The organism is Burkholderia cepacia ATCC 25416, assembly GCF_001411495.1.
Classification (GTDB): domain Bacteria; phylum Pseudomonadota; class Gammaproteobacteria; order Burkholderiales; family Burkholderiaceae; genus Burkholderia; species Burkholderia cepacia.
The window spans coordinates 301,018-323,272 of record NZ_CP012981.1 but is presented as its reverse complement, the minus strand read 5'-3'; the positions used below and the strand labels follow the sequence as shown (position 1 = coordinate 323,272).

Annotated in this window: 18 protein-coding genes; 14 read left to right on the top strand and 4 right to left on the bottom strand. The window is 66.7% G+C overall.

All coding sequences use genetic code 11. From position 1 onward, the window contains the following. Positions 1-9 precede the first annotated feature (9 nt). The 10 genes from APZ15_RS01495 to APZ15_RS01450 all read left to right on the top strand — a co-directional run bounded on the left by APZ15_RS01495 (position 10) and on the right by APZ15_RS01450 (position 12,143). On the top strand, positions 10-357 hold the full coding sequence (locus APZ15_RS01495) for an FmdB family zinc ribbon protein (protein ID WP_027789154.1): 348 nt from the start codon (positions 10-12) through the stop codon (positions 355-357). A gap of 61 nt (positions 358-418) precedes the next feature. Beyond that, positions 419-1,069 (top strand): DUF502 domain-containing protein, encoded by a 651-nt coding sequence (locus APZ15_RS01490; protein WP_027789155.1) that lies wholly within the window; start codon positions 419-421, stop codon positions 1,067-1,069. Between the two features lie 67 nt (positions 1,070-1,136). Continuing rightward, complete coding sequence (gene aspS, locus APZ15_RS01485) at positions 1,137-2,939, top strand: aspartate--tRNA ligase (RefSeq protein WP_021158416.1); 1,803 nt, start codon at positions 1,137-1,139, stop codon at positions 2,937-2,939. A gap of 159 nt (positions 2,940-3,098) precedes the next feature. Beyond that, complete coding sequence (gene nudB, locus APZ15_RS01480) at positions 3,099-3,593, top strand: dihydroneopterin triphosphate diphosphatase (protein ID WP_027789156.1); 495 nt, start codon at positions 3,099-3,101, stop codon at positions 3,591-3,593. Continuing rightward, positions 3,590-4,864: a cardiolipin synthase ClsB gene (clsB, locus tag APZ15_RS01475; protein WP_027789157.1), complete on the top strand. Its 1,275-nt coding sequence runs from the start codon at positions 3,590-3,592 to the stop codon at positions 4,862-4,864. The genes nudB and clsB overlap by 4 nt, the downstream gene beginning before the upstream one ends. A 199-nt stretch (positions 4,865-5,063) precedes the next feature. Further along, positions 5,064-5,663, top strand: a complete 600-nt coding sequence (locus APZ15_RS01470; protein WP_006751498.1) for a TetR/AcrR family transcriptional regulator — start codon at positions 5,064-5,066, stop codon at positions 5,661-5,663. 58 nt (positions 5,664-5,721) lie between these two features. Beyond that, positions 5,722-7,509 carry an acyl-CoA dehydrogenase C-terminal domain-containing protein gene (locus APZ15_RS01465; RefSeq protein ID WP_021158420.1) on the top strand — a complete coding sequence of 596 codons (1,788 nt, stop codon included), beginning with the start codon at positions 5,722-5,724 and terminating at the stop codon, positions 7,507-7,509. Positions 7,510-7,621: 112 nt separating this feature from the next. After that, the gene (locus tag APZ15_RS01460; RefSeq protein ID WP_021158421.1) at positions 7,622-10,057 is read left to right on the top strand and encodes a 3-hydroxyacyl-CoA dehydrogenase/enoyl-CoA hydratase family protein; all 2,436 of its coding nucleotides are present in this window, start codon (positions 7,622-7,624) and stop codon (positions 10,055-10,057) included. A 26-nt stretch (positions 10,058-10,083) separates the two neighbouring features. After that, positions 10,084-11,283, top strand: coding sequence for an acetyl-CoA C-acyltransferase (locus APZ15_RS01455; protein ID WP_027789158.1), 1,200 nt, complete (start codon positions 10,084-10,086; stop codon positions 11,281-11,283). 92 nt (positions 11,284-11,375) lie between these two features. After that, positions 11,376-12,143, top strand: coding sequence for an enoyl-CoA hydratase (locus APZ15_RS01450; RefSeq protein WP_027789159.1), 768 nt, complete (start codon positions 11,376-11,378; stop codon positions 12,141-12,143). A gap of 51 nt (positions 12,144-12,194) precedes the next feature. On the opposite strand, the gene fdhD is transcribed toward APZ15_RS01450, so the two are convergent. Beyond that, a complete protein-coding gene (fdhD, locus tag APZ15_RS01445; RefSeq protein WP_370448782.1) occupies positions 12,195-13,037 on the bottom strand; it encodes a formate dehydrogenase accessory sulfurtransferase FdhD in 843 nt (280 codons plus the stop codon). A gap of 115 nt (positions 13,038-13,152) precedes the next feature. On the opposite strand from fdhD, the gene APZ15_RS01440 reads away from it, so the two are divergent. Continuing rightward, positions 13,153-13,635 carry a nitrate reductase associated protein gene (locus APZ15_RS01440; RefSeq protein ID WP_027789161.1) on the top strand — a complete coding sequence of 161 codons (483 nt, stop codon included), beginning with the start codon at positions 13,153-13,155 and terminating at the stop codon, positions 13,633-13,635. Between the two features lie 47 nt (positions 13,636-13,682). Here APZ15_RS01440 and APZ15_RS01435 read toward each other — a convergent pair whose 3' ends face one another. Beyond that, positions 13,683-14,078 (bottom strand): acyl-CoA thioesterase, encoded by a 396-nt coding sequence (locus tag APZ15_RS01435; RefSeq protein WP_027789162.1) that lies wholly within the window; start codon positions 14,076-14,078, stop codon positions 13,683-13,685. 174 nt (positions 14,079-14,252) lie between these two features. Between APZ15_RS01435 and APZ15_RS01430 the strand changes: the two genes are divergently transcribed. Further along, complete coding sequence (locus tag APZ15_RS01430; RefSeq protein ID WP_027789163.1) at positions 14,253-16,124, top strand: ABCB family ABC transporter ATP-binding protein/permease; 1,872 nt, start codon at positions 14,253-14,255, stop codon at positions 16,122-16,124. Between the two features lie 336 nt (positions 16,125-16,460). Here APZ15_RS01430 and murU read toward each other — a convergent pair whose 3' ends face one another. Continuing rightward, positions 16,461-17,180: an N-acetylmuramate alpha-1-phosphate uridylyltransferase MurU gene (murU, locus tag APZ15_RS01425; RefSeq protein WP_027789164.1), complete on the bottom strand. Its 720-nt coding sequence runs from the start codon at positions 17,178-17,180 to the stop codon at positions 16,461-16,463. A gap of 31 nt (positions 17,181-17,211) precedes the next feature. Next, entirely contained in the window at positions 17,212-18,261 is a 1,050-nt protein-coding gene (locus APZ15_RS01420) for an aminoglycoside phosphotransferase family protein (RefSeq protein ID WP_027789165.1), read from the bottom strand. 223 nt (positions 18,262-18,484) lie between these two features. Between APZ15_RS01420 and APZ15_RS01415 the strand changes: the two genes are divergently transcribed. Beyond that, a complete protein-coding gene (locus tag APZ15_RS01415; RefSeq protein WP_027789166.1) occupies positions 18,485-20,845 on the top strand; it encodes an LPS-assembly protein LptD in 2,361 nt (786 codons plus the stop codon). Positions 20,846-20,896: 51 nt separating this feature from the next. After that, on the top strand, positions 20,897-22,255 hold the full coding sequence (locus APZ15_RS01410) for a peptidylprolyl isomerase (protein ID WP_027789167.1): 1,359 nt from the start codon (positions 20,897-20,899) through the stop codon (positions 22,253-22,255).

Below are 22,255 nucleotides of genomic sequence, written 5' to 3'. Positions count from 1 at the left end.
AAAAATATCATGCCGATCTACGCCTATCGATGCGAAGCGTGTGGCTTCGCGAAGGACGTGCTCCAGAAGATGAGCGATGCGCCGCTGTCGCAGTGTCCGGAATGCGGGAAGGACGCATTTCGCAAGCAGGTCACTGCGGCGGGCTTCCAGCTGAAGGGTTCGGGTTGGTATGTCACCGATTTCCGCGGCGGTTCGGGCGGCACCAGCGCGCCGGCGACGGCGTCGGGCGACGCAGCGCCGGCCGCACCGGCGGAAGCCGCGCCCGCCGCGGCCGCGCCGGCGGCATCGAGCAGTTCCGAAAGCACGACGACGAGCGCTGCGCCTGCCCCGGCAGCCGCGCCCGCCGCCAGCAGTTGACCGTCGCGGCCCGGCCGGGCTGCGACCAACCCGCGCCGCCGGCGCGGTTCATTGACGGCAGATGATGAAAAAGACGACCCTGAAATCGGTGTTTCTGACCGGCCTGCTGGTTCTCGTCCCGCTCGCGATCACGCTGTGGGTGCTCGGTCTCATCATCGGCACGATGGACCAGACACTGCTGCTGCTGCCCGAATCGTGGCAGCCCGAGCGGATGCTCGGCTTCCACTTGCCGGGGATCGGCGCGGTGCTGACGCTCGCGTTCATCTTCGTCGTCGGGCTGGCCACGCGGAACTTCATCGGCCAGAAGCTCGTCACGTGGTGGAACGCCGTGGTGCGTCACATCCCGGTCGTCGGGCCGATCTACACGAGCGTCAAGCAGGTGTCGGACACGCTGCTGTCGAGCAGCGGCAATGCGTTCCGCAAGGCGCTGCTGATCGAATATCCGCGCCGCGGCTCGTATACGATCGCGTTTCTGACCGGCACGCCGGGCGGCGACGTGCTCAATCATCTGACGGAAGAATACGTGAGCGTCTATATTCCGACGACGCCGAACCCGACGTCGGGCTTCTTCCTGATGCTGCCGAAGAGCGAAGTCATCGAACTCGACATGTCGGTCGATGCCGCGCTCAAGTACATCGTCTCGATGGGCGTGGTGGCGCCCCCGGCGCCGGTTCCGGCGCCTGCGCGCCGCCCCGTCGAGCCGCCGCTGTAAGTAAAGAATCATCGCCCGGGCCGCGCGTTGCGGCACCCGTTGATCAAACCGAACGAAAGCAAACATCATGTCGATGCGTACTGAATACTGCGGTCTCGTGACCGAACACCTGCTGGGCCAAACCGTGTCGCTGTGCGGCTGGGTGCAGCGCCGCCGCGATCACGGCGGTGTGATCTTCATCGACCTGCGCGATCGTGAAGGCCTCGTGCAGGTGGTGTGCGACCCGGATCGCGCGGAAATGTTCGCGACCGCCGAAGGCGTGCGCAACGAGTTCTGCGTGCAGATCAAGGGCCTCGTGCGCAACCGTCCGGACGGTACGGTCAACGCCGGCCTGAAGAGCGGCAAGATCGAAGTGCTGTGTCACGAACTGAACGTGCTGAACGCGTCGGTCACGCCGCCGTTCCAGCTCGACGACGACAACCTGTCGGAAACGACGCGCCTCACGCACCGCGTGCTCGACCTGCGCCGCCCGCAGATGCAGCACAACCTGCGCCTGCGCTACCGCGTCGCGATCGAAGCGCGCAAGTACCTCGACGAGCAGGGCTTCATCGACATCGAAACGCCGATGCTGACGAAGAGCACGCCGGAAGGCGCACGCGACTACCTCGTGCCGTCGCGCGTGAACGCGGGCCAGTTCTTCGCGCTGCCGCAGTCGCCGCAGCTGTTCAAGCAGCTGCTGATGGTCGCGAACTTCGACCGTTACTACCAGATCACCAAGTGCTTCCGCGACGAAGACCTCCGTGCCGACCGTCAGCCGGAATTCACGCAGATCGACTGCGAAACGTCGTTCCTCGGCGAGCAGGAAATCCGTGACCTGTTCGAAGACATGATCCGTCACATCTTCAAGACGACGATCGACGTCGAACTCGACGCGAAATTCCCGGTGATGCCGTACTCGGAAGCGATGGCGCGTTTCGGTTCGGACAAGCCGGACCTGCGCGTGCAGCTCGAATTCACCGAGCTGACCGACGCGATGAAGGACGTCGACTTCAAGGTGTTCAGCACGCCGGCTAACGCGAAGGACGGCCGTGTCGCGGCGCTGCGCGTGCCGAAGGGCGGCGAGCTGTCGCGTGGCGACATCGACGGCTACACCGAATTCGTGCGCATCTACGGCGCGAAGGGCCTCGCATGGATCAAGGTCAACGAGAAGGCGAAGGGCCGTGACGGCCTGCAGAGCCCGATCGTCAAGAACCTGCACGACGCATCGATCGCGGCGATCCTCGAGCGCACCGGCGCTGAAGACGGCGACATCATCTTCTTCGCGGCCGACCGCGCGAAGGTCGTCAACGACAGCCTCGGCGCGCTGCGCCTGAAGATCGGCCATTCGGAATTCGGCAAGGCGAACGGTCTGGTCCAGGCCGGCTGGAAGCCGCTGTGGGTCGTCGACTTCCCGATGTTCGAATACGACGACGAAGATGCGCGCTACGTCGCTGCGCACCACCCGTTCACGAGCCCGAAGGACGAGCACCTCGAGTACCTCGAGACCGACCCGGGCCGCTGCCTCGCGAAGGCCTACGACATGGTGCTGAACGGCTGGGAAATCGGCGGCGGCTCGGTGCGTATCTATCAGGAGGAAGTGCAGAGCAAGGTGTTCCGTGCACTGAAGATCGGTGCGGAAGAGGCTCAGCTCAAGTTCGGCTTCCTGCTGGATGCACTGCAGTACGGCGCGCCGCCGCACGGCGGTATCGCGTTCGGTCTCGACCGCATCGTCACGATGATGGCCGGCGCCGATTCGATCCGCGACGTGATCGCGTTCCCGAAGACGCAGCGTGCGCAGGATCTGCTCACGCAGGCACCGAGCCCGGTCGACGAGCGTCAGCTGCGCGAACTGCACATCCGCCTGCGTCAGCCGGAACAGCCGAAGGCGTAACGCGCTTCGCATCCGGTCGTGTGTGCGTTCGCACGCACACGACGCTCATGAAAAAGGCGCAGCGATGCGCCTTTTTCGTTTTTTGCGGTACAGTCGCAGCACTTGCCGCCCGTTCGGAGCCTGTGCCCGGCGCGCGGCCCCGTGCTGCATGAAACAAAGATGACGAAGCCGCCGAAAATCCCCGAATCCGTTCTTGTCGTGATCTACACGCCCGACCTCGATGTGCTCGTGATCAAGCGTGCCGACCAGCCCGATTTCTGGCAATCGGTGACCGGCTCGAAGGACGCGCTCGACGAGCCGCTCGCGGTCACCGCCGCGCGCGAAGTGGCCGAGGAAACCGGCATTGCGGTCGGCACCGCGGATGTGCCGGCCAGCGCGCTCGTCGACTGGCGCCACCGGATCGAGTACACGATCTATCCGCAATACCTGCACCGCTATGCGCCGGGCGTCACGCGCAACACCGAACACTGGTTCGGCCTGTGCGTGCCGCATCGCGTCGACGTGACGCTGTCGCCGCGCGAGCACGTCGACCATGCGTGGCTGCCGTTCCGCGAGGCGGCCGCGCGCTGCTTCTCGCCGTCGAATGCCGAGGCGATCCTGCAATTGCCCGCGCGCGTGGCACTCTCGCGCGCGCCGCACGGCTCGTCCGCATGACGGCGGAAGCCCGCAAGCGCTTCGCGCAATTGCGGCAGATGTTCCTGCAGGAACGCGGTTCCGCGTCGCGGCTCGCCTTTACGTCGGGCAACACCGTGCGGCTGTGCGAGGGCGGCGGCGCATTCTTCCGGGCACTGATCGAGCGGATCGATGCCGCCCGCGAGCAGGTGATGCTCGAAACCTACATCTTCTGCGACGACGCGGCCGGCCGGCCGGTGTCGGACGCGCTGATCCGCGCGGCGCAGCGCGGCGTGCGCGTGCGCGTGATCACCGACGGCATCGGCACCGCGCGCCTGCCGCTGTTCGACACGTGGGTGGCGGCCGGCGTCGAGCACTGCATCTACAACCGTTTCCTGTTCGGCCGCTTCGGCTTCTCGCGCACGCATCGCAAGCTCGCGGTGATCGATCACGCGGTTGCATTCTGCGGCGGCATCAATATCGTCGACGACTACGCGCAGGGCGGCGCGACGCTGCCGTTTCCGCGCTGGGATTTCGCGGTCGAGATGGCGGGGCCCGCGGTGTCGGACGTGCGCGCCGCGTTCGAATTGCAGTGGCACCGGATCATGTTCGGTCACAAGCCGTATGCGCAATACGCAGCCGGGCTGCATGGCGGGGAAGCGTTCCCCGACATGTTTCGGCGCTGGATGCGCAGCCATCGCTGGATCAAGGCCGGCGCGCTGCGGGTCGTGACGGAGCCGAGCGTCGCGTTCGTCGCGCGCGACAACGTCGTGAACCGTCGCGCGATCGAGAAGGCGTATCTCGCGGCGATCGGCCAGGCACGCCAGCGGATCCTGCTGGCCAATCCGTACTTCATGCCGGGGCGCAAGCTGCGCCGTGCGCTGGCGGGCGCCGCGCGGCGCGGCGTCGACGTGCGGATCCTGATCGGCCGCAAGGAATTCGCGGCACTCGATACGGCCGTGCCGTTCCTGTATCACGCGCTGCTGCGCGCGGGCGTGCGCGTGGCCGAGTACGACAAGACGATGCTGCACGGTAAGGTGGCCGTGATCGACGACAACTGGGCGACAGTCGGTTCGTCGAATCTGGACGCGCTGAGCCTGATGTTGAACAATGAGGCGAATGTCGTGCTGGTGCGCTACGATGCTGTCACGAACGAACTGCGCGACGCGATCGCGGCCGCGTTTGCCGACGGCCGGGAAATCGACCCCGCCCGATTCGCCGCGCGCCCGCGCATCGAGCGCATGCTGAACTGGCTCGCCTATACGGCGTATCGTGTCGTGATGAAGGCGCTGACGGTCGGTGGTTACGACTGACGCAGACTAAGCGTTCGCTTCAAAAATCTGTCCGCACGTTCGTGCGGAAAAGCCGCTCCGGTCCCGCCGGAATCGCGCAAAATAGCGGCTCGGTTAGACACCGGTTTCTAATAATTTCCTTGTTTCGCGAGCGGCCGCACTCAATAATAGTACGGCCGTTCGATTTTATTCGAACCCCCGAACGGTTACAGAAATAGCTATGCGAAAAGGCGAACAGACGCGTGCCGCGATACTTGAAGCTGCTTTGGACCTCGCCAGCCGTGACGGGCTGGAGGGGCTGACGATCGGCTTGCTGGCCGAGCGCATGCAGATGAGCAAGAGCGGCGTGTTCGCGCACTTCGGATCGCGCGAGGACCTGCAGGTCGAGGTCGTCCGCGAGTATCACCATCGTTTCGAAAACGAGGTGTTCTTTCCGAGCCTGCGCGAGCCGCGAGGCTTGCCGCGCCTTCGGGCGATGCTGGCCCGCTGGACGGAGAAGCGCATCCAGGAGGTGACGACCGGATGCATCTACATCAGCGGGGCCGTCGAGTACGACGACCGGCCTGACAGCCCCGTGCGCGAGCAGTTGATCGCGAGCGTGACGGCCTGGCGTGCCGCGATGCTGCGGGCCATTTCGCAGGCGAAGGAAGAAGGCCATCTGCGTGCGGATACCGATCCGGACCTGATGCTCTTCGAGTTGTACAGCTTCACGCTCGGCCTGCATCACGACGCACGTTTCCTGCATTCGCCGGATGCCGTGCGCCTCACGTGGGCCGCGCTGGAAAAGACGATTGTTTCGTATCAGAGCGAGAGCCGTTAGCGGCGCGTGATCCGCCCGCCAGGAGCTCGAGCCGTTTTGCCCACCTTTGGAGAGAGTCATGGGACAGTACGCCGCGCCGCTGCGCGACATGCAATTCGTGTTGCACGAGCTTCTGAACGTCGAAGCCGAAGTCAAGCAAATGCCCAAGCATGCGGACCTCGACGCCGACACGATCAACCAGGTCCTCGAGGAAGCGGGCAAGTTCTGCTCCGAGGTACTGTTCCCGCTGAACCAGGTCGGCGACCGCGAAGGCTGCACGTATGAAGGCGACGGCGTCGTGAAGACCCCGACCGGCTTCAAGGAGGCCTACCAGCAATACGTCGAGGCCGGCTGGCCGGCGCTCGGCTGCGATCCGGACTACGGCGGCCAGGGCCTGCCCGCGTTCGTGAACAACGCGCTCTACGAAATGCTGAATTCGGCGAACCAGGCATGGACGATGTATCCGGGCCTGTCGCACGGCGCGTATGAATGCCTGCACGCGCACGGCGCGCCGGAACTCCAGAAGCAATACCTGCCGAAGCTCGTGTCGGGCGAATGGACGGGCACGATGTGCCTGACCGAGCCGCACTGCGGCACCGACCTCGGCATCCTGCGCACCAAGGCCGAACCGAACGGCGACGGCTCGTACTCGATCAGCGGCACGAAGATCTTCATCTCGAGCGGCGAGCACGACATGTCGAAGAACATCATCCACCTCGTGCTCGCGCGCCTGCCGGACGCGCCGCAGGGCACGAAGGGGATCTCGCTGTTCATCGTGCCGAAGTTCATTCCGGACGCGTCGGGCGAGCCGGGCGAGCGCAACGGCATCAAGTGCGGCTCGATCGAGCACAAGATGGGCATCCACGGCAACTCGACGTGCGTGATGAACCTGGACGGCGCGAAGGGCTGGATGGTCGGCGAGCCGAACAAGGGCTTGAACGCGATGTTCGTGATGATGAATGCCGCGCGTCTCGGCGTCGGCATGCAGGGCCTCGGCCTCACGGAAGTCGCGTACCAGAACTCGCTCACGTACGCGAAGGAGCGCCTGCAGATGCGTTCGCTGACGGGCCCGAAGGCACCGGACAAGCCGGCCGACCCGATCATCGTGCACCCGGACGTGCGTCGCATGCTGCTCACGCAGAAGGCCTATGCTGAAGGCGCGCGCGCGTTCACGTACTGGTCCGCGCTGCAGATCGACAAGGAACTGTCGCACGCCGACGAAGCGGTGCGCAAGGAAGCGGCCGATCTCGTCGCGCTGCTCACGCCGATCATCAAGGCGTTCCTGACCGACAACGCATTCGAGTCGACCAACCACGCGATGCAGATCTACGGCGGCCACGGCTTCATCTCCGAGTGGGGCATGGAGCAGTACGTGCGCGACGCGCGGATCAACATGATCTACGAAGGCACGAACTCGATCCAGTCGCTCGACCTGCTGGGCCGCAAGGTGCTCGGCGACATGGGCGCGAAGCTGAAGAAGTTCGGCAAGCTCGTGACGGAATTCGCGGAAGCCGAAGGCGTGAAGCCGGAAATGGCCGAGTTCATCAACCCGCTCGCCGACATCGGCGACAAGGTGCAGAAGCTGACGATGGAAATCGGCATGAAGGCGATGCAGAACCCCGACGAAGTCGGTGCCGCCGCCGTGCCGTACCTGCGCACCGTCGGCCACCTGGTGTTCTCGTACTTCTGGGCGCGCATGGCACGTCTCGCCCTCGACAAGGAAGCGTCGGGCGATCCGTTCTACAAGTCGAAGCTCGCGACGGCCCGCTTCTACTTCGCGCGCCTGCTGCCCGAGACGGCGTCGACGATCCGCGCCGCACGCGCCGGTTCGAAGACGATGATGGAAGTCGACGAATCGCTGTTCTGACGCGAGTCCGGGCGGGGCGCGAGGCGCGCCGCCCGGATGCATCGGTTCCTGGTACTCACTTCTCCGTGCAGCCCCAACCTCCGCGCTGCACGACACTATCCGGAGACATCCCGTGAGCAATTTCCTGATTCGCAAGGTCGCCGTGCTGGGCGCCGGCGTGATGGGCGCGCAGATCGCCGCGCACCTCATCAACGCGCGCGTGCCGGTGCTGCTGTTCGACCTGCCGGCCAAGGAAGGCCCGAAAAACGCGATCGCGCTGAAGGCGATCGAGAACCTGAAGAAGCTGTCGCCTGCGCCGTTCGGCGTGAAGGACGACGCGAAATACCTCGAAGCCGCGAACTACGAAGACGACATCGCGAAGCTCGCCGAGTGCGACGTCGTGATCGAGGCGATCGCCGAGCGGATGGACTGGAAGCACGACCTGTACAAGAAGGTCGCGCCGCACATCGCGCCGAACGCGATCTTCGCGACCAACACGTCGGGCCTGTCGATCACGAAGCTGTCCGAAGGTTTCTCGGACGAGCTGAAGTCGCGCTTCTGCGGCGTGCACTTCTTCAACCCGCCGCGCTACATGCACCTCGTCGAGCTGATCCCGACCGCGCATACGCGTCCGGAGATCCTCGACCAGCTCGAAACCTTCCTGACGAGCATCGTCGGCAAGGGCGTCGTGCGCGCGAAGGACACGCCGAACTTCATCGCGAACCGCGTCGGCATCTTCTCGATCCTCGCGGTGATCACCGAGGCCGCGAAGTTCGGCCTGCGCTTCGACGAAGTCGACGACCTGACGGGCAGCCGCCTCGGCCGCGCGAAGTCGGCGACGTTCCGCACCGCGGACGTGGTCGGCCTCGACACGATGGCGCACGTGATCAAGACGATGCAGGACAACCTCGCCGACGATCCGTTCTTCCCGGTCTACCAGACGCCCGCCGTGCTCGCCGAACTGGTTAAGCAGGGCGCGCTCGGCCAGAAGACGGGCGGCGGTTTCTACAAGAAGGAAGGCAAGGCGATCAAGGTGCTCGACGCGAAGACGGGCACCTATGTCGACTCGGGCGCGAAGGCTGACGAAACGGTCGGCCGCATCCTGAAGCGCCCGCCAGCGGAACGCCTGAAGCTGCTGCGCGAGACGGACCATCCGCACGCGCAGTTCCTGTGGTCGATTTTCCGCGACGTGTTCCACTACATCGGCGTGCATCTCGAATCGATCGCCGACAACGCGCGCGACGTCGACCTCGCGATCCGCTGGGGCTTCGGCTGGAACGAAGGCCCGTTCGAAGGCTGGCAGGCCGCCGGCTGGAAGCAGGTCGCCGAGTGGGTGCAGGAAGACATCGCGGCCGGCAAGGCGCTCGCGAACGTGCCGCTGCCGTCGTGGGTGCTCGAAGGCGCGGTTGCCGAGAAGGGCGGCGTGCACACGGCCGAAGGCTCGTGGGCACCGGCTGCGAAGCGCTTCGTGCCGCGTTCCGACCTCGCGGTCTACGACAAGCAGGTATTCCGCGCGCCGCTGCTCGGCGAAGCGGGCGCCGATCCGAAGACGTACGGCAAGACGCTGTTCGAGACCGACGCGGTGCGCGCATGGGTCGACGATCGTGCGGGTGAAGACGACGTCGTGATCGTGTCGTTCAAGTCGAAGATGAACACGATCGGACCGAGCGTGATCGACGGCCTCGTGCAGGCGATCGAACTCGCGGAGAAGGACTACAAGGGCGTGGTGATCTGGCAGCCGACGTCGCTGAAGCTCGGCACGCCGGGCGGCCCGTTCTCGGCCGGCGCGAACCTCGAAGAGGCGATGCCCGCGTTCATGATGGGCGGCGCGAAGGGTATCGAGCCGTTCGTGAAGAAGTTCCAGGAAGGCATGCTGCGCGTGAAGTACGCGAACGTGCCGGTCGTCGCGGCCGTGTCGGGCATCGCGCTCGGCGGCGGGTGCGAGCTGATGCTGCACAGCGCGAAGCGCGTCGTTCACGTCGAGAGCTACATCGGCCTCGTCGAAGTGGGTGTCGGCCTCGTGCCGGCGGGCGGCGGCCTGAAGGAAGCGGCGCTGCGCGCAGCGGACGCCGCGACGGCCGCGAACGCGACCACCGACATCCTGAAGTTCGTCACGAAGTCGTTCGAGAACGCGGCGATGGCGAAGGTCTCGGCCTCCGCGCACGATGCACGTGCGATGGGCTACGTGAAGCCGTCCGACACGATCGTCTTCAACGTGTTCGAACTGCTCGACACCGCGAAGAAGGAAGCGCGTGCGCTGGCCGCCACCGGCTACCGCGCACCGCTGCGTGCGAAGGACGTGCCGGTCGCGGGCCGCTCGGCGATCGCGACGATCAAGGCATCGCTCGTCAACATGCGTGACGGCCGCTTCATCAGCGACCACGACTACCTGATCGCGAGCCGCATCGCCGAAGCCGTGTGCGGCGGCGACGTCGAAGCCGGCAGCCTCGTCGACGAGCAGTGGCTGCTCGCGCTCGAGCGCCGTGCGTTCGTCGAGCTGCTCGGCACGCAGAAGACGCAGGAACGGATCATGGGCATGTTGCAGACCGGCAAGCCGGTGCGTAACTGAGCGAGCGATAAGGCAAGGAGTCTCAAATGAGCAAACAATTGCAAGACGCATACATCGTCGCCGCCAGCCGCACGCCGATCGGCAAGGCTCCGCGCGGTGTCTTCAAGAACACGCGCCCGGACGAGCTGCTGGTCCACGCGATCAAGTCGGCGGTTGCGCAGGTGCCGGGCTTCGACACGAAGCTGATCGAGGACGCGATCATCGGCTGCGCGATTCCGGAAGCCGAACAGGGCCTGAACGTCGCGCGGATGGGCGCGCTGCTCGCGGGCCTGCCGCAGACGGTCGGCGGCGTGACGGTCAACCGCTTCTGCGCGTCGGGCATCACGGCGCTCGCGATGGCGGCCGACCGCATCCGCGTCGGTGAATCGGACGCGATCTTCGCGGGCGGCTGCGAATCGATGAGCATGGTGCCGATGATGGGCAACAAGCCGTCGATGTCGCCGCACATCTTCGATCGCAATGAAGACTTCGGCATCGCATACGGGATGGGCCTGACGGCCGAGCGCGTCGCCGAGCAGTGGAAGGTGAGCCGCGAAGACCAGGACGCGTTCTCGGTCGAGTCGCACCGCAAGGCGCTTGCCGCGCAGCAGGCCGGCGAGTTCAACGACGAGATCGCCGCGTACACGATCACCGAGCGTTTCCCGAACCTCGCGACCGGCGAAGTCGACGTGAAGACGCGCGAGATCAAGCTCGACGAAGGTCCGCGCGCGGACACGTCGCTCGAAGGCCTCGCGAAGCTGCGCACGGTATTCGCGAACAAGGGCTCGGTCACGGCCGGCAACAGCTCGCAGACGTCGGACGGCGCGGGTGCGCTGCTCGTCGTGTCGGAGAAGGTGCTGAAGGAATTCAACCTGACGCCGCTCGCGCGCTTCGTGAGCTTCGCGGTACGCGGCGTGCCGCCGGAAATCATGGGCATCGGCCCGAAGGAAGCGATTCCGGCCGCGCTGAAGGCCGCCGGCCTGAAGCAGGACGATCTCGACTGGATCGAGCTGAACGAAGCGTTCGCCGCGCAATCGCTGGCGGTGATGCGCGATCTCGGCCTCGACCCGTCGAAGGTCAACCCGATGGGCGGCGCGATCGCACTCGGCCACCCGCTCGGCGCGACCGGCGCGATCCGCGCGGCGACCGTCGTGCACGGCCTGCGCCGTCGTAACCTGAAGTACGGGATGGTCACGATGTGCGTCGGCACCGGCATGGGTGCCGCGGGCATCATCGAACGCCTGTAAGCAGGACACGACGCAAAGCGACGACGGTGCGCGGGCCACAAGCTCGCGCACCGTTTTCTCGTTCCGGTAGAGGAAAGTCAAAGGAGACGGTTGTGGCTGAAATTCAAGTGGAACGCGCCGAAGGCGTGATGACGATCACGATCTCGCGCCCGGCGAAGAAGAACGCGCTGACGGCGGCGATGTACCAGACGATGGCCGATGCGCTCGCCGACGCGCAGGAAGACAAGGCGATCCGCGTGATCCTGCTGCGCGGCAGCGACGGCAATTTCACCGCGGGGAACGATCTCGAGGATTTCATGAAGGCGCCGCCGAAGGACGACACCGCTCCGGTGTTCCAGTTCCTTGCGCGGATCAGCACCGCGAGCAAGCCGATCGTGGCCGCCGTGCCGGGCCTCGCGATCGGCGTCGGCGTGACGATGCTGCTGCACTGCGATCTGGTGTACGCAGCCGACACCGCGACGTTCTCGCTGCCGTTCGCGCAGCTCGGCCTGTGCCCGGAAGCTGCGTCGAGCGTGCTGCTGCCGCGCCTGGCCGGCCATCAGGTCGCCGCCGAGAAGCTGCTGCTCGGCGAGGCGTTCGATGCGCTGGAAGCGCACCGCATCGGCATCGTCAACCGCGTGCTGCCGGCGGCCGAGCTCGACGCGTTCGCGGCGAAGCAGGCGGCGAAGCTCGCGGCGCTGCCGGCGGCATCGCTGCGCGTGACGAAGGCGCTGCTGAAGGATACGGGCGGTGTGGCGACGTCCGCGCGGATGGCCGAGGAGGCGGGCCACTTCGCCGCGATGCTGCGCGCGCCCGAAGCGCGCGAGGCGATGACGGCGTTCTTCGAGAAGCGCAAGCCGGATTTCCGTCAGTTCGACTGACGGAGCAGGCCGTGCCGGCGATGGCTCGCCGGCGCGCCGCCGCGAACGCGATCAGGCCGTGCCGTAGTCGACGTGGCCGGTTTCGCGGCAGAAGCTGACGAGCCGCAAGCCGGCCGCTTTTGCGATTTCGATCGCGAGCGACGACGGCGCGGAGATCGTCGCCACCAGCGGGATGCCGACCCGTGCGGCCTTGCGCACGAGCTCGTAGCTCGCGCGGCTCGACAGGAACACGAAGCCGTCGGTCGCGTCGGCGCGCGACAGCACGAGCGAGCCGATCAGCTTGTCGAGCGCGTTGTGGCGGCCGACGTCCTCGAACGCCATCCGGATCGCGCCTGTTGCGTCGCACCACGCGGCCGCGTGCAGGCCGCCCGTGAGCCGTGTGAGCGCCTGATGCGCCGGCAGCGCCTGCGCCGCGCGCGTCAGCGCGTCGGGGGCGAGGCGCGCGAGAAAGCCCGTATCGGGCACGCGCTCGGGCGCGAGGTCGAGCAGGTCGATGCTTTCGATCCCGCATACGCCGCAGCCGGTGCGCCCCGCGAGCGCGCGGCGCCGGTCCTTCAGCGCGGCGAACGCCTGCTGGACGACCTCCAGGTGGACTTCCGCATGCGGCAGCGGGGCGTCGGCGTGCAGGATCACCTCGATGTCCTTGATGTCGCTGCCGCGCGCGACGATCCCTTCCGAGATCGCGAAGCCGACCGCGAACGCTTCGAGGTCGCACGGCGTACACATCATCACCGCGTGCGAGATGCCGTTGAAGACGAGTGCGACGGGCCACTCCTGGCCCACGTAGTCGTGCGCGGTTTCGACGGCGCCGCCGCGCGTGCGGCGTACGGACAGTTCGATCGCGCCGCGCGGTTCGTCGCGCATTTCACCGGATTCGGTCGGATTCACGAGCACTCCCGTTGATTCGGCGCGCGGGCGGCGGCATTCGTATCCGCCGCCCGCACGCAGAGGTTCTAAAATACCCCAGGCAAGCCGGCCGCGCCGGCATCCGCCACATCAGGTAACGATCATGGGACTCAGCGACGCTCCACTGCTATTCGCCTTCGAACACGAATCGTCGGAAAACTTCACGTACATCCCGATGATCGTGCGTTTCAATCTCGACCGTTTCGGTCTGCGGATTTCGCTGGAGCAGTGGCAACTGCTGCCGCTCGAGGACCGCAAGCTGCTCGCACGCTTTCCGGCCGACGACGACACCGCGATCGAGCCCAACTTCGATCACGCGCTGTTCGAAATGCTGCGTACGCACGCGGATCTGGAGCCCTCGTGGTTCCAGCCGGACGAGCAGCCGGCCTGGCGCGCCACCGACATCGTGCCGGAGTCGCTCGTGCAGCAGAGCGCGCTGGCCGGGCTGACGGCGCCCGGGCTCGCGCAGTGGCAGCGGCTTGCGCCGTTCCAGCGCTACGTGCTGGTGAAGCTGTCGCGCAAGCCGAAGCTGAACCACGATTTCCTGCCCGCGATGCGGGAGTTCGGGCTGACGGCCACGCACTGAGGTGGCCGCAGCCGGGTGGAGGGGGAGCGCCGTTCGGCGCTCGTCCGTCAGAGCGGCGGCAGTTGCCGCGGCTTGCGGTCGGGGCCGGTCGCGACGTAGGTGAGCGTCGCTTCGGTGACCTTCACGATTTCACCCATCAGGCGCATGCGCTGCGCGTACACCTCGACGTCGACCGTGATCGACGTGTTGCCGGTGCGCATGATCGTCGCGTAGAAGCTCAGCAGATCGCCGACGAACACCGGCTGCTTGAACACGAACGAGTTGACCGCGACCGTCGCGACGCGACCGTTCGCGCGCTGGCTCGCGGGGATCGAGCCGGCGATGTCGACCTGCGACATGATCCAGCCGCCGAACACGTCGCCGTGGACGTTCGCGTCGTGCGGTTGCGGGACGACGCGCAGCGCGGGCTGTTTTTGCGGGAGTTCGAGGGTCGAATCGGTCATGGCGGGGGCTTTCATCCTGTAAGAAACATGCCGCCGTGCGCAGGCCGGCCGGCGAGGGCGCCGGCAGCGGCGCGAAGCGGCTTCTGCGACAATACAACGTTCGCAAATTGTACGAGAAAGTGAGCGAGCCGGCCGCCGATCACGCGCCCGGCACCGCCGCCGATCCTTCCCCTCATGCGCCGATTTCCTGCTTCCGGCGAGCCCGCGCCGGCTTCGACCGGGCCCCGCAACGACTGGCAGACCATCCGGTCGCTGCTGCCGTACCTGACCACCTACAAATGGCGCGTCGCGCTCGCGCTCGGCTGCCTGATCGGCGCGAAGGTCGCGAACCTCGGCGTGCCGGTCGTGATGAAGCGCATCGTCGACCACCTGTCCTACGTCCAGCAGATCACCGCGCTCGGCCGCGCCGAACAGTCGGCCGGCATCGTGCTCGCGGGCGGCGTCGGGTTGCTGGTCGTCGCCTATGCGCTCGTGCGGCTATCGACGTCGCTGTTCACCGAGCTGCGCGAGATCCTGTTCTCGAAGGTCACCGAGAGCGCGGTGCGCCAGCTCGCGCTGCAGGTGTTCCGGCACCTGCACGGGCTGTCGCTGCGGTTCCATCTCGAACGCCAGACGGGCGGCATGTCGCGCGACATCGAGCGCGGCACGCGCGGCATCCAGCAACTGATCTCGTATTCGCTGTACAGCATCCTGCCGACGCTCGTCGAGGTCGGGCTCGTGCTCGGCTTCTTCGTGGTCAAGTACGAGGCGTATTACGCGTACGTGACGTTCGCGGCGCTGGTCACGTACATCGTGTTCACGGTGAAGGTCACCAACTGGCGTACGCATTTCCGCCGCACGATGAACGAACTCGATTCGCGCGCGAACTCACGGGCGATCGATTCGTTGATCAACTACGAGACGGTCAAGTATTTCGGCAACGAGGAGTGGGAGGCGCAGCGTTACGACGAGAATCTCAAGCGCTACCGGAAAGCCGCGATCCGCTCGCAGAATTCGCTGTCGGTGCTGAACTTCGGCCAGCAGGCGATCATCGGCACGGGGCTCGTGTTCATCCTGTGGCGCGCGACGCAGGGCGTGCTCGCGGGCAAGCTGACGCTCGGCGATCTCGTGCTGATCAACACGTTCATGCTGCAGCTGTACATTCCGCTGAACTTTCTCGGCGTCGTCTATCGCGAGCTGAAGCAGAGCCTCACCGACATGGACCGGATGTTCGGGCTGCTGTCGGCCGCGAAGGAAGTGGCCGACCTGCCCGATGCGCGGCCGCTCGCGGTCGCCGGCGCGCAGGTGCGCTTCGAGCACGTGAATTTCGCGTACGAGGCGTCGCGGCCGATCCTGCACGACGTGTCCTTCACGATCGACGCGGGCACGACGACCGCGGTGGTCGGCCACAGCGGCTCCGGGAAGTCGACGCTGTCGCGGCTGCTGTTTCGTTTCTACGATCTCGACCGGCAGGCGGGCGGCGCGATCCGGATCGACGGCCAGGATATCCGCGACGTCACGCAGGATTCGCTGCGTGCGTCGATCGGGATCGTGCCGCAGGACACCGTGCTGTTCAACGACTCGATCTACTACAACATCGCGTACGGCCGGCCGAGCGCGACCCGCGACGAGGTGATCGCGGCCGCGCGCGCCGCGCACATCCACGATTTCATCGAAAGCTTGCCGAAGGGTTATGACACGCCGGTCGGCGAGCGCGGGCTGAAGCTGTCTGGCGGCGAGAAGCAGCGCGTCGCGATCGCGCGCACGCTGTTGAAGGATCCGCCGGTGCTGTTGTTCGACGAGGCGACTTCGGCGCTCGATTCGCGCTCGGAGCGGGCGATCCAGCACGAGCTCGACCAGATCGCGCGGCATCGTACGACGCTCGTGATCGCGCACCGGCTGTCGACGGTCGTGCACGCGCAGCAGATCCTCGTGATGGATCACGGGCGGATCGTCGAGCGCGGCACGCACGACGAACTCGTGCGCGCCGACGGGTTGTATGCGCAGATGTGGGCGCTGCAGCAGCAGCGCGCGGCGGCGGGCGGGGAAGAGGCAGAGGCCGCGTAGGCGCGGGTATTGAGCGGTGCGCGGCAGGAACGGGCGGTGTGGTGCCGTCAGGGTCGGGTGACTCGGCGGAGCGTCGGCGACATCGGATCCTGGAGCTTGGTCCGGCGCCGGTCGGTCGCGCGGTCGTTGACGAGTCGGGGTATCGACCGCCGAACCGCCGAACCGCCGAACCGCCGAACCGCCGAACCGCCGAACCGCCGAACCGCCGAACCGCCGAACCGCCGAACCGCCGAACCGCCGAACCGCCGAACCGCCGAACCGCCGAACCGCCGCTCAGCCGCTCAGCCGCTCAGCCGCTCAGCCGCTCAGCCACCCAGCCACCCAGCCGCGAAACGATCAGCCCGCGGCGCGCAGCCGCGCGTCGAGCTCGCCGAGCTGCGCGGGCGTGCCGACGTTTTCCCAAATACCTTCGTACAGTTCGCCGCTCGCGCGGCCGGCTTCGATCGCCGCGCGATAGTACGGCGTCAGCGCGCGTCGCGTGCCGGGCGCGAGATCGCGGAACATCCGCGTGTCGTACAGGCCGATGTTGCCGAACGTGAAGCGCGCGGCGCCGTCGAGCGCCAGGCGGCCGTCGTCGCCGAGCGCGAAGTCGCCGGCCAGGTGGAACGGCGGGTTCGGCACCATCACGAGGTGCATCGCCGGCGCGTCGAGCGCGGCCATCCGGGCGGCGCGCGGCGCGAGCGTCCGGTAGTCGAAGGCGCAGTACACGTCGCCGCTGACCGCCGCGAACACGGCCGGTTGTCCGTCGCGCTCGAGCAGCGGCAACGCCTGCGCGATGCCGCCCGCGGTTTCCAGTGCCTCGCCTTCGGCCGAGTACGCGAGCCGAACGCCCCAGCGCGACCCGTCGCCGAGCGCGGCCTCGATCTGTTCGCCGAGCCACGCGTGGTTGATCACGATCGTCTCGATACCCGCGCGTGCGAGCGCTTCGATCTGCCACGCGATCAGCGGCTTGCCGCCCGCTTCGAGGAGCGGCTTCGGGCGGGTGTCGGTGAGCGGGCGCATCCGTTCGCCGCGCCCGGCGGCGAAGATCATCGCCGTCGTCAGGGTGTTGCTCATGTTCGGCCGGGTGTCAGGAAAGTCGGAACGATCAGAACGTATAGCCCACGTCGGCCGGCGCGTTGCCCTCGAGCTCGTCGAGCAGCTTCGCGAACGGCACGAGCGGGCGGTAGCGCAGCGCGACCTTGCGCGCATACGCGATGAAGCGCGGCAGGTCGTTCAGGTAATGGGGCTTGCCGTCGCGGTAATTGATGCGCGCGAACAGGCCGAGCACCTTGATGTGGCGCTGCAGCCCCATCCATTCGAGCTGGCGGTAGAACTCGCCGAAATCGGGATCGACCGGCAGCCCGGCCTTTTTCGCCTTTTCCCAGTAGTACGCGAAGCAGTCGAGCTCGAACTCCTCGTCCCAGCTGATGAAGGCGTCGCGCAGCAGCGACACGACGTCGTACGTCAGCGGCCCGTAGACGGCGTCCTGGAAGTCGAGGATGCCCGGGTTCGGCTCGCACACCATCAGGTTGCGCGGCATGAAGTCGCGCAGCATGAAACCCTGCGGCTGCGCGTGGGCGCTCGCGACCAGCAGCGCGAAGGTGCGGTCGAGCGTGCCACGCATCGCGTCGGTGACGGGCTTGCCGAGGTGGCGGCCGACGAACCATTCGGGCATCAGCTCCATCTCGCGGCGCAGGAACGCCTCGTCGAACGGCGGCAGCACGTCGGGTTTCGACGTGAGCTGGAAGCGGATCAGCGCGTCGAGTGCTTCGCGCATCAGCGGTTTCGCGGCGGCCGGGTCGGCCGGATCGAGCACCGAGATGTACGGCGTGCGGCCGAGATCGGTCACGAGCATGAAACCCGCGTCGAAATCGTGGGCCAGCACGTCCGGCACATGGTCGCCGGCCGCGGCGAGCAGCTGCGCGACCTGGACGAACTCGCGGCACTTCTCGGGCGGCGGCGCGTCGACGGCGATCAGCGTGCCGCCGGCGCTCGTGGCCGACGCAATCCGGAAATAGCGGCGGAAACTGGCGTCCGACGATGCGGGCGCGAGGGTCGACAGGTCGAGCGCGTAGCGCTCGGCGAGCGGGTGCAGCCACGCGGTGAGCGCTTCGAGGCGGGCGTCGGGCTGGGATGCGGCGGATGGGGGCGTCATGAAACTCGGAGGAGGGGGGAACGTCTTGCCATATAATACCCCACGACTTTTTTGACGCACCCCGCGTCAGCTTTCCGCCGTGCAGGCCCGCCGCCTGTCGCGCCGCCACCCGATCGCCTCCCCGGTTTGCGCTCAGCCGCAGTCGCGGTGCGACGGCGCGGCCCGCCGTGCGCGAATGTGCCGCGACGGCGCGGCTGACAAGGGGCGATTCGCCAAACGATAGATGCCGCCCAAACCGCTATTCCCGAATGTTTTCCCCGGTGACGGGGTGCCGCGCAAACGGCGGCTCGCGCTCGCGCTCCTGGCCGTGCCCGGCCTCGTGCCGGCCGTGTCGTACGCGCAGCTGTCGGGCGCGGCCGCGCAGCCGCAGCCGCTCGACTCGCCGTGGGATCTGCGTCTCGCGCCCCAGCTCGAGGATCGTCCGCTGAAGGAGGGCGCGAAGCCGGCCGCCTTCGTGATCGCCGACCACACGAGCGGCACCGCCGAGCAGGATCTCGCCGCGAAGGGTTCGGCCGAGCTGCGGCGCGGTGACGCCGTCGTGAAGGCCGACGCGATCCACTACGATCAGGATACCGACATGGCCGATGCGTACGGCCAGGTCAGGGTGATCAATTCCGGCACGTCGTTCGCGGGCCCCGAGGCGCACCTGAAGATCGAGGCGAACCAGGGCTTCATGACGGCGCCGAAGTATCACTTCAACGTGACGGGCGGCTCGGGCAGCGCGGAGCGTGTCGACATGGTCGACAACGAGCGCTCGGTGTTCGTCAACGGTACCTATACCGCGTGCCAGTGCTCGACGAACCCCGCGTGGTACATCAAGGGCAGCCGCTTCGACTTCGATACGGGCGCCGATGAAGGCACCGCGCGCAACGGCGTGCTGTTCTTCCAGGGCGTGCCGATCTTCGCGAGCCCGTGGATGACGTTCCCGCTGTCGGGCGAGCGGCGCAGCGGCCTGCTGCCGCCGACGTTCTCGGTGAACTCGAGCAACGGCTTCGAGCTGACGCTGCCGTACTACTTCAACATCGCGCCGAACCGCGACCTGACGCTCACGCCGCGCATCATCTCGCGGCGCGGCGTGATGACCGAGGCGACGTTCCGCTACCTGTCGCCGTCGTATTCGGGCACGTTCACGGCCAATTACCTGCCGGATGACCGGCTCGAGCACCGCAACCGCTACGCGATCTACTGGCAGCACCAGCAGAACTTCGGCGGCGGTTTCGGCGGCTACGTCTACTACAACAAGGTCTCGGACAATCTGTATCCCGAGCAACTGGGTTCGTCGAACCAGTTCATCAACGGGACGCAGACGCTGTACCAGCAGGAAGCGGGCCTCACGTACAACAACGGCCCGTGGTCGGTGCTCGCGCGCTACCAGCACTGGCAGACGCTGCCGCCGTCGATCGCGCCGTACAGCCGCGAGCCGCAGTTGAACGTGAAGTACACGAAGTACAACGTCGGCGGCTTCGACTTCGGCGCGGAAGCCGACTATTCGCGGTTCCGCATCACGACGGCCGACGCGACCGAAGGCGACCGGATCGTCTTCAACCCGTACATCGCGTACGGCGTGTACGGCCCCGGCTACTTCGTCGTGCCGAAGGTCCAGTACCACTTCGCGTCGTACGACCTGAACTACCTGTCGTCGAAAACGCCGAACAGCCCGAAGCGCTTCACCGAGTCGATCCCGACCGTGAGCTTCGATTCGGGCCTGATCTTCGACCGCTCGGTGCGCCTGTTCGGCCAGGATTTCATCCAGACCCTCGAGCCGCGCCTGTACTACGTGTACACGCCGTATCGCGACCAGTCGAACGCGCCGCTGTTCGACACCGCGGAATCGGACTTCGGCCTCGCGGAGATCTACCAGCCGAACACGTTCGTCGGCAACGACCGGATCGCCGATGCGAACCGCATCACGGCCGGCCTGACCTCGCGCTTCATCGATCCGCGCACCGGCGACGAGCGTGCGCGTTTCGTGATCGCGCAGCAGTACTACTTCGCCGATCAGCGCGTCACGCTGAATGCCGGGCAGAGTGCGGTGCTGGCGCGCCACTCGGACCTGATCGTCGGGGCCGCGCTGAAGCTCGGCTCGGGTTTCATGTCCGAGACGGCGTTCCAGTACAACCAGAACAACAACCAGCTCGTGAAGTCGAGCGTCGGTTTCGGCTACAGCCCGGGCGAGCGCCGCGTGATCAACGTCGGCTACCGCTATACGCGTGCGAACACCACGCTCGACAACCAGCCGATCAACCAGTTCCTGGTGTCCGCGCAATGGCCGCTCACGCGCCGCCTGTATGCGATCGGCCGCTTCAACTACGATCTCGCCGGCGATCGCGTGGTCGACGGTCTGGTCGGCTTACAATACGACGCGGATTGCTGGGCGCTCGGGGTCGGGGTGCAGCGGGCGGCGAACGGCATCAATTCGTCCGGACAGCAGAATTCGTCGACGCGCTTCATGATGCAGCTCACGCTCAAGGGCCTGTCGACCGTCGACAACGGCCTCGTGTCCGCGTTCCGCGCCGGGGTGCCGGGCTACACGCCGCTGCCGCCGCCGCCGCCGCCGATGTCCCGCTTCAGCAACTACGAGTAACGCCGGCTTGTCTGCACCGGTCAGCACGATTTCAATGGAGTTCCAGTGGCAATGAAGAAAACCCTTCGTTTCGCGGCAGTCGTGTCCAGCCTCGCTGCGGCGGCCGCGCTGCTCGCCTCTGCGCCGGCCGCGGCGCAGGCGCTCGGTTCGCAAGGTGCGCAGCTCGCCGACGAAGTCGTCGCGGTCGTCAACAACGACGTGATCACCGGCCGCGAACTCGACCAGCGTGCCGGCCTGATCGCGCGCCGGCTGCAGCAGCAGAACGCCCCCGTGCCGCCGACCGACCAGTTGCGCGCGCAGGTGCTGAACCAGATGGTGCTCGAGCGTATCCAGGTGCAGAAGGCCAAGGACGACGGGATCCGCATCGACGACGCGACGGTACAGTCCACGCTGCAGCGCCTCGCGCAGGCGAACGGCATGACGCTCGACCAGTACCGTGCGCGTCTCGAGGCGCAAGGCGTGCCCTGGAGCATCTTCACGAGCGATGCGCGCACCGAACTGATGCTGTCGAAGCTGCGCGAGCGCGAGGTCGACGGCAAGATCACCGTGTCGGACGCCGAGGTCGCGAACTACATCGCGAGCCAGCGCGGGCCGAACGCGTCGCAGCAGCAGGACCTGCGCTTCCAGCACATCTTCATCAAGGCGCCGACCAACGCGCCGCAGGCCGACATCGAAGCCGCGCAGAAGAAGGCTGACGCGTTGCTGCAGCAGGCGAAGTCGGGTGCCGATTTCGAGAAGCTCGCGAAGAACAATTCGGAAGCGAACGACGCGAAGAAGGGCGGTGACCTCGGCTTCAAGTCGCCGAGCGCGCTGCCGGCCGACGTCGTCGACGCCGCATCGAAGCTGCGCCCGGGCCAGGTCAACCCGACGCTGATCCGCGTGCCGGACGGCTTCGAGATCGTGCGTCTCGTCGATCGTCGCCAGAGCCAGGGCGCGTCGGCCGCCGCACCGAAGATCGTCCAGACGCACGTGCGCCACATCCTGTTGCGCGTGGGCGAAGGCAAGTCCGAAGGCCAGGCGCGCCAGCAACTGGCCGACATCCGCAACCAGGTCGAGGCCGGCGGCGATTTCGCGAAGTTCGCGCGCACGTATTCGCAGGACGGTTCGGCGTCGCAGGGCGGCGATCTCGGCTGGATCAGCCCGGGCGAGACCGTGCCGGAATTCGAGCGCGCGATGAACAACCTGCAGGACGGCCAGATCAGCCAGCCGATCCGTACCGAGTACGGCTATCACCTGATCCAGGTGCTGGGCCGCCGCGAAGCGGAAGGTTCGGTGCAGCAGCAGATGGATATCGCGCGTCAGGCGATCGGCCAGCGCAAGGCCGAGCAGGCGTATGCCGACTGGCTGCGCGAGCTGCGCGATTCGTCGTACGTGCAGTACAAGATCGGCGGCGTCGGCCCGGCGAACTGA

Bases quoted from the DNA above. Each gene is read 5' to 3' on its own strand.
- APZ15_RS01495 (WP_027789154.1), top strand. From the start codon at position 10: ATGCCGATCTACGCCTATCGATGCGAAGCGTGTGGCTTCGCGAAGGAC.
- APZ15_RS01490 (WP_027789155.1), top strand. From the start codon at position 419: ATGATGAAAAAGACGACCCTGAAATCGGTGTTTCTGACCGGCCTGCTG.
- aspS (WP_021158416.1), top strand. From the start codon at position 1,137: ATGTCGATGCGTACTGAATACTGCGGTCTCGTGACCGAACACCTGCTG.
- nudB (WP_027789156.1), top strand. From the start codon at position 3,099: ATGACGAAGCCGCCGAAAATCCCCGAATCCGTTCTTGTCGTGATCTAC.
- clsB (WP_027789157.1), top strand. From the start codon at position 3,590: ATGACGGCGGAAGCCCGCAAGCGCTTCGCGCAATTGCGGCAGATGTTC.
- APZ15_RS01470 (WP_006751498.1), top strand. From the start codon at position 5,064: ATGCGAAAAGGCGAACAGACGCGTGCCGCGATACTTGAAGCTGCTTTG.
- APZ15_RS01465 (WP_021158420.1), top strand. From the start codon at position 5,722: ATGGGACAGTACGCCGCGCCGCTGCGCGACATGCAATTCGTGTTGCAC.
- APZ15_RS01455 (WP_027789158.1), top strand. From the start codon at position 10,084: ATGAGCAAACAATTGCAAGACGCATACATCGTCGCCGCCAGCCGCACG.
- APZ15_RS01440 (WP_027789161.1), top strand. From the start codon at position 13,153: ATGGGACTCAGCGACGCTCCACTGCTATTCGCCTTCGAACACGAATCG.
- APZ15_RS01435 (WP_027789162.1), bottom strand. From the start codon at position 14,078: ATGACCGATTCGACCCTCGAACTCCCGCAAAAACAGCCCGCGCTGCGC.
- APZ15_RS01430 (WP_027789163.1), top strand. From the start codon at position 14,253: ATGCGCCGATTTCCTGCTTCCGGCGAGCCCGCGCCGGCTTCGACCGGG.
- murU (WP_027789164.1), bottom strand. From the start codon at position 17,180: ATGAGCAACACCCTGACGACGGCGATGATCTTCGCCGCCGGGCGCGGC.
- APZ15_RS01420 (WP_027789165.1), bottom strand. From the start codon at position 18,261: ATGACGCCCCCATCCGCCGCATCCCAGCCCGACGCCCGCCTCGAAGCG.
- APZ15_RS01415 (WP_027789166.1), top strand. From the start codon at position 18,485: ATGCCGCCCAAACCGCTATTCCCGAATGTTTTCCCCGGTGACGGGGTG.
- APZ15_RS01410 (WP_027789167.1), top strand. From the start codon at position 20,897: ATGAAGAAAACCCTTCGTTTCGCGGCAGTCGTGTCCAGCCTCGCTGCG.